Origin of the sequence: Halochromatium sp., from assembly GCF_046541315.1 — a bacterium.
Classification (GTDB): Bacteria; Pseudomonadota; Gammaproteobacteria; order Chromatiales; family Chromatiaceae; genus Lamprobacter.
The window spans coordinates 1-5,822 of the sequence record NZ_JBKHDN010000175.1; the positions used below are offsets into that span (position 1 = coordinate 1).

3 protein-coding genes and 1 other RNA gene are annotated in these 5,822 nt (G+C 65.4%); 3 read left to right on the forward strand and 1 reads right to left on the reverse strand.

All coding sequences use genetic code 11. The features are described 5' to 3' along the window. The first annotated feature begins 22 nt into the window (after positions 1 to 22). The 3 genes from modC to ACLFQI_RS10870 all read left to right on the forward strand — a co-directional run bounded on the left by modC (position 23) and on the right by ACLFQI_RS10870 (position 3,865). Positions 23 to 1,255, forward strand: a complete 1,233-nt coding sequence (gene modC / locus ACLFQI_RS10860) for a molybdenum ABC transporter ATP-binding protein (RefSeq protein ID WP_410759264.1) — start codon at positions 23 to 25, stop codon at positions 1,253 to 1,255. Positions 1,256 to 1,383: 128 nt separating this feature from the next. Then, positions 1,384 to 1,743: a transfer-messenger RNA gene (gene ssrA, locus ACLFQI_RS10865) on the forward strand. A 139-nt stretch (positions 1,744 to 1,882) separates the two neighbouring features. Further along, complete coding sequence (locus ACLFQI_RS10870) at positions 1,883 to 3,865, forward strand: HDOD domain-containing protein (protein ID WP_410759261.1); 1,983 nt, start codon at positions 1,883 to 1,885, stop codon at positions 3,863 to 3,865. 194 nt (positions 3,866 to 4,059) lie between these two features. On the opposite strand, the gene ACLFQI_RS10875 is transcribed toward ACLFQI_RS10870, so the two are convergent. Then, positions 4,060 to 5,613, reverse strand: a complete 1,554-nt coding sequence (locus ACLFQI_RS10875; RefSeq protein WP_410759262.1) for an alkaline phosphatase D family protein — start codon at positions 5,611 to 5,613, stop codon at positions 4,060 to 4,062. Positions 5,614 to 5,822: the final 209 nt, after the last annotated feature.

A 5,822-nucleotide genomic window follows, 5' to 3' on the forward strand; every position in this document is an offset into this window, starting at 1 on the left:
GCAGACGGCAACGCTGGCGCTGATCGAGGCCCGGTTCCAGGTCGCCTGGCCAGGCTTTACGCTGAACGTGGATGAGCGATTTCCGGCGCGCGGTGTTACCGCCCTGTTCGGCCACTCCGGCTCCGGTAAGACCACCTTGCTGCGCTGCATTGCCGGTCTCGAGCGCGCGGCAGTCGGGCGCCTCAGTTTCAACGGCGAGGTCTGGCAGGATGCCAAGACCTGGGTGCCGACCCATCGGCGGCCGATCGGCTATGTGTTCCAGGAGGCGAGCCTGTTCCCGCATCTGACGGTGCTTGGCAATCTGCGCTATGGGCAGCGGCGCAGTCGGGGTCGTAGCGGCCTGATCAATGGCGCGGGGCAGTGCGTTGATCATGGCTTTTTGGCGCGAGCTTGGGCGATTGCGGGTCTGGGGCTAAAGACCCGCATGGGGACCAGCACTGAGAACAGACTTGGCAAGAGCGCCGCTGGAGCCAGCGCGGATCGCAACCCCGAGGATGGCTCAGGAAGAGACCGCTTCAGCCTTGAGCATGCGATCGAGTTGCTGGGTATCGCGCATCTGCTGAATCGCAAGCCGCTGGCACTCTCCGGCGGCGAGCGCCAGCGTGTCGCCATCGCGCGGGCGCTGGCGGTGGACCCGCGCATGCTGCTGATGGACGAGCCGCTGGCGGCGCTGGATCTGAAGCGCAAGCAGGAGATCCTGCCGTACCTGGAGCGCCTGCATGATGAGCTTGAGATCCCGGTGCTCTATGTCAGCCACTCCCCGGACGAGGTCGCGCGGCTGGCCGACCACATCCTGGTGATGGACGGCGGCCGCGTGCTGGCGAGTGGGCCGCTCAACGAGACCCTCTCGCGCCTGGATTTGCCGATTCGCCTCGGCGAGGATGCCGGCGTGGTGCTCGATGGCCAGGTCGCCGAACGCGATGCGCGCTGGCACCTGCTGCGCGTCGCCTGTGGTGGCGCGAGCCTCTGGACTCGCGATGCCGGTGCCGAGATCGGCGCCCATGTGCGCCTGCGCATCCTCGCGCGCGATGTCAGCATCACCCGCGATCCGGGCCATCAGAGCAGCATCCAGAACACGCTGCCGGCCAAGGTTCTGTCCCTTGGCGATGACAGTCATCCGGCGCTGCGGCTGGTCAAGCTCGAGATCAGCGGCTCGCCGGTGTTGGCCCGGGTCACCCGGCGCTCGGCCGAGCAGCTCGGGCTGGCGCCCGCGCAATCGGTCTATGCGCAGATCAAGGCCGTGGCGTTGCTGTGATTTGGCGCGGTTGGGCGGTATGCGCGTTGACAGAAATCGCCTTAGACGATGAACCGGATCGCCGGCGACTTGGAACGCCGGGATTGCCACGGAACTCAGCCGGTGATAGCCTGTCTGATCCGTTGCTTGGGGGCGACATGGCTTCGACGTGGGTCACAAAACCCTAGGTGCATGCCGAGGTGCGGGAGACCTCGTTAATCCATCCGCAAATCTATAGTTGCCAACGACGACAACTACGCTCTCGCTGCTTAAACCCAGCGGGCCTCACACCGTCTCTTGCCTGTGGGCGGCGGATTCGTGGGGTAACATCACACAGGATCGCGATCGCGGGGGCCTGGACCGAGATCGCTAAAACCTAATTCGGGATCGCCGACCGATCGCCCTGCCCGTCGGGCGTTGGAAGGTTAAACACAATAGACCGGGCTAAGCATGTAGGACCGAAGGCGGAGGGCTCGCGGACGCGGGTTCGATTCCCGCCGCCTCCACCATTTCAGAAAGCCAACTGCCTCTCAAGAGGGAATTCTTGCAACAAGCTGCTGCAGAATTGTCTCGTCCGGCTAGGCCTCAGCGCCGAAAAGGACGGTGCTATCATAGCCGCGAGCCAAACAACTGACGAGGCAGGACAGCGTGGCAGAGGACGTGGCAGGAGCGGAGCAGCAGACGCGGAAGATCGTCCATCAAGCATTACGCCGCCCGGTTGGCGCGCTACCACCTGCGCCCGCAGCTGCGCTCAAGCTGCTGCAAGTCGCCCGCTCGGAGGACACCGGTACCGCTGAGATCGCCCAGCTCATCGAGACCGAGCCGGCCCTCGCCGCCAAGGTGCTCAAGCTCGTTAACTCGGCCTACTACGGCTTTACCCAGCGCATCCCGTCGATTCATCGTGCCGTCACCCTGCTCGGGTTATCGACGTTGCGGCAAGCGGCCCTGCATCTGTTCTTCTACGAAAGCATCATCCAGCGCAGCAACGAGGGCGCTTTCGATCGCCTCTTCTTCTGGCAGCACAGCCTGCTGGTGGCCATTCTGAGCCGCGGCTTCGCCGAGCGCCTCGGCCACGAGGATCCCGATGCACTCTATGCCGCCGGCCTGTTGCACGATCTCGGCAAAGTCATCTTAGAATCGCACGGCAAGCTCAGTTACAGCGAGTTTCTCAGCACCGCGGGCACCAGCGGCAACGCCACCCGCGACGATGAGCGCCTCTTCTTCGGCATCACTCACGACCAGCTCGGCGCGCAGGTGAGCAAGGCCTGGGAGCTACCGGACATCGTCTGTAGAACCCAAGCGCTGCACCATTGCGGACTCGCGCAGAGCCATCTGGAGAAGTCGCAAGCCCGAGAGGTCGCCATGGTCGCGCTCGCGGACTTCATCGCCTGGACGCAAGGCATCGGTTCGGCGCGCACGCACACCAGTCCGTCCCTGGAACCTGAGGTGCTCGAGCTGATCGATCTAGAGCAGGTGGGGCTCGCCGAGCTGCTTGCCGCAGCAGATCAGGAAATGGCTAAGGTCGCCACCTTCTACGGACTGCACTTTCCCTCCCATTTTCAACTGCGTGCCAATGTGGTGACCACCGCGCTGACCCTTGCCAACGCCGGCAAGGTTGCGACCCGCCCGGCCGGCAGTCTGCCGCTCAGGAGTGTCACCGCCCCCCACCAGAGCATCGACCCTGACATCTTCGTGCCGCAGACACTGCGCGCGCTGCAGCAGGAATTCGCGCTCTCGCATCTGCTGCTGCTGCAGATCGAGCCGAAGGGGCGCCGCTTCGTCGCGACCCATGGGCTGCCCGAACTCCCGCAAGACGGGCAGCCGCCGGGCGTTCAGATCGTCATCGATCGGCTGGCCGGCGATCTGATCCACTGTCTGCGCGAGCGCACCGCAGTGATGATCCATGACACCCCGCCCAATCGCCGCGTCCTGAGGATGCTCGGGGCATCCGTGGCCGCCGCGATTCCGGTGATGAGCCAAGGCCGGCTGCAAGGCCTCATCTGCCTTTACAATCCCGAGTCGCGGCAGCCGCCAGTCTCCGCTGTGTTGCATGAGATCCAATGCGTCGCCGGCGAGCTTGGCATCGCGCTCGAGCGCAGCCGCTTGTTCGCGCTGGAGCGCGCCAAGGCGGAGATGGACGCCCTGACCGGACTGCCCAACCGCAGCGCCATCGATCGTTTCTTACAGGAATCCTTCGCGCAGGTCTCCGCCGGGCGGCATTTCGGCATCGGATTGGTCGATATCGATTACTTCAAGGCCTTCAACGACACCTTCGGCCATCAGACCGGCGACGATGTGCTGCGGATCGTGGCCGACACCATGCGCGGACTGACCCGCCCCGGCGACTTCCTCGGCCGCTACGGCGGCGAAGAATTCCTCTTCGGCCTGATGTCGCCGAACGCTTTGGGCATTGCCGGCTACGCCGAGCGCATTCGCCGCGAGATTGCTCGCCGCGGACGCATGCTCGAGGCCCGTTTTGCCGGTCACAGGCTCAGCGTCAGCATCGGCATCGCCCATTCTCGCGACGCATACCCGGATATCAAGAGTCTTGTCGGCGCTGCCGACAGCGCCCTCTACAGCGCCAAGTCGTCGGGACGCAACCGCGTCTGCTCGGCCTGGTCTCAGGAGTAGTCCGCCAATCCCCAACCCAGTCGTCGGCCTCGCGCACCAGGCCCTCAAGAGGAGGCCCTATGACGACTGGAGCCGGACGGCGAACCGGGTCAGGGGGGGGCAGGGTGGGCGACTTTCGCCGCCTTGAGCCGATCGATATCGCCCCCGACGCGATTTCGCCACCTGATGCAACCAAGGCGATTGACGGAAATCGTCTAGGCCGGCTGCGGCCCCGGTCGACCGTCCTCGACCACGAAGGACGCCTGGGTATGGCAGGACGGAGCACGCACCTTGACCGACGGGACGGCGCGCAGATCGGCTCGCGCCAGATCAGGGGTGACCTCAAGACGCAGGTAACCGCGCTCGCGGCCGCTGCCGTAGAGCAGATGCGGGTTCTCGCGCACCACCGCCTGGATGTGATCCTCCGGCCGGGATTGCGAGGTGATGGAGGTGCTGACGAATTCACTGGCGACCGTCTCCGAAGACGGATCATCAAAATCGCGTTTCAAGTCCGTCACCCAGAACGCATGCACGTCGCCGCCGAGCACCACGGGATTGCGTGGCTGCGGCTCCGCCAGCACATCGAGCAGGCGCTGACGGGCCGCCGGATAGCCATCCCACCCATCTGAGTAGAAGGCCTGACCCGGCCCTGGCTTTTGATCGGCCTGCGCCATCAAGGTCTGCTGCCCAATGAGATTCCAGCGTGCCGTCGACGCGCGCAGGTTGGCGGCCAGCCACTGCTCCTGGCGCTCACCCAGCATGGTTGCAGCCGGGTCGCGGCGCGCGGCGCAGTCGCGGATGATGGCCGAGCCGGCGCGGCCGGGCTTCGGGCACGGCTGCTGGCTGCGGTACTGGCGATCGTCGAGCAGATGGAGATCGGCCAGTTGGCCGTAGCGCAGCCGCTTATAGATGCGCATCCGCGGTCCGAAGGGCACCATGGTGCGCGGCAGCGGCAGATGCTCATAGTAGGCCCGGTAGGCGGCCGCGCGACGGCGCAAGAACCAAGCCGGATCATCGTTGTTCTGCGAGATCGCCCCGGCGTAGTCGTTCTCGACCTCATGGTCGTCCCAGACCACCGCCCAGGGGCAGCTGGCGTGCGCGGCTTGCAGGTCCGGATCGGTCTTGTAGAGCGCGTAATGGCGGCGGTAGTCGGCGAGCGTGATCGGCTCCTGCACGCCTTGCGAGCGCACCAGGTCGGCGCCCCAGGTCGATTCGTAGATGTAGTCGCCCAGATGCAGGAACAGGTCGAGATGATCCGCCACGACATGACGGTAGACCCCGTACCAGCCCTGTGCGTAATGCTGGCAGGAGCTGACCCCGAGGCGGAGCTGCCCCAGCGGGGCATTCTGCAAGGGCGCGGTGCGGGTGCGTCCGATCGGACTGGTGGCGCCGTTGACATGGAAGCGATACCAGTAGTCGCGCTCAGGCTCGAGTCCGTAGGGCTCGACATGGACCGCATGCGCCCACTGCGGCTGTGCGTAGACGGTTCCGGCGGCGGCCAGATCACCGAAGCCCGGATCGCGCGCGAGTTCCCAGCGCACCGGGATGTTCTCGGCCGGCAGGCCGCCGTCCGGTGCCAGCGGCTCCGGCGCCAACCGAGTCCAGAGCACCATCGAGTCGGGCTGCGGATAACCCGAGGCGACGCCTAGGGTAAACGGATCGCGCTCGCGCCAAAGGTCGGCGCGGACAGGGCCGACCAGTGCGGCCGCGCCAACCAAACCGATGGAGCGCAGCAGTGAGCGACGTTGAAGCGAGAAGGTGTCGGACATCGTTTGTACTCCACGAAAGACAGTCCAGTGGCAGCAGCCGAAAAGACCAGTACTTGCAACGGAAAACGGGCGGCCGATGCATGGGCAATGGCCGATCGTCTTAGTACGGCACCGAAAAGAGCCCGATGCGAGGGAATGCACGGCCCTCTCCGTGCCGAGCTGCACCAGTCGCCCGATTGCGACGCTGTCCGTTCGAGTATCGCAGCCAT

Coding starts and splice junctions, on each gene's coding strand:
- ACLFQI_RS10875 (WP_410759262.1), bottom strand. CDS start 5,613: ATGTCCGACACCTTCTCGCTTCAACGTCGCTCACTGCTGCGCTCCATC.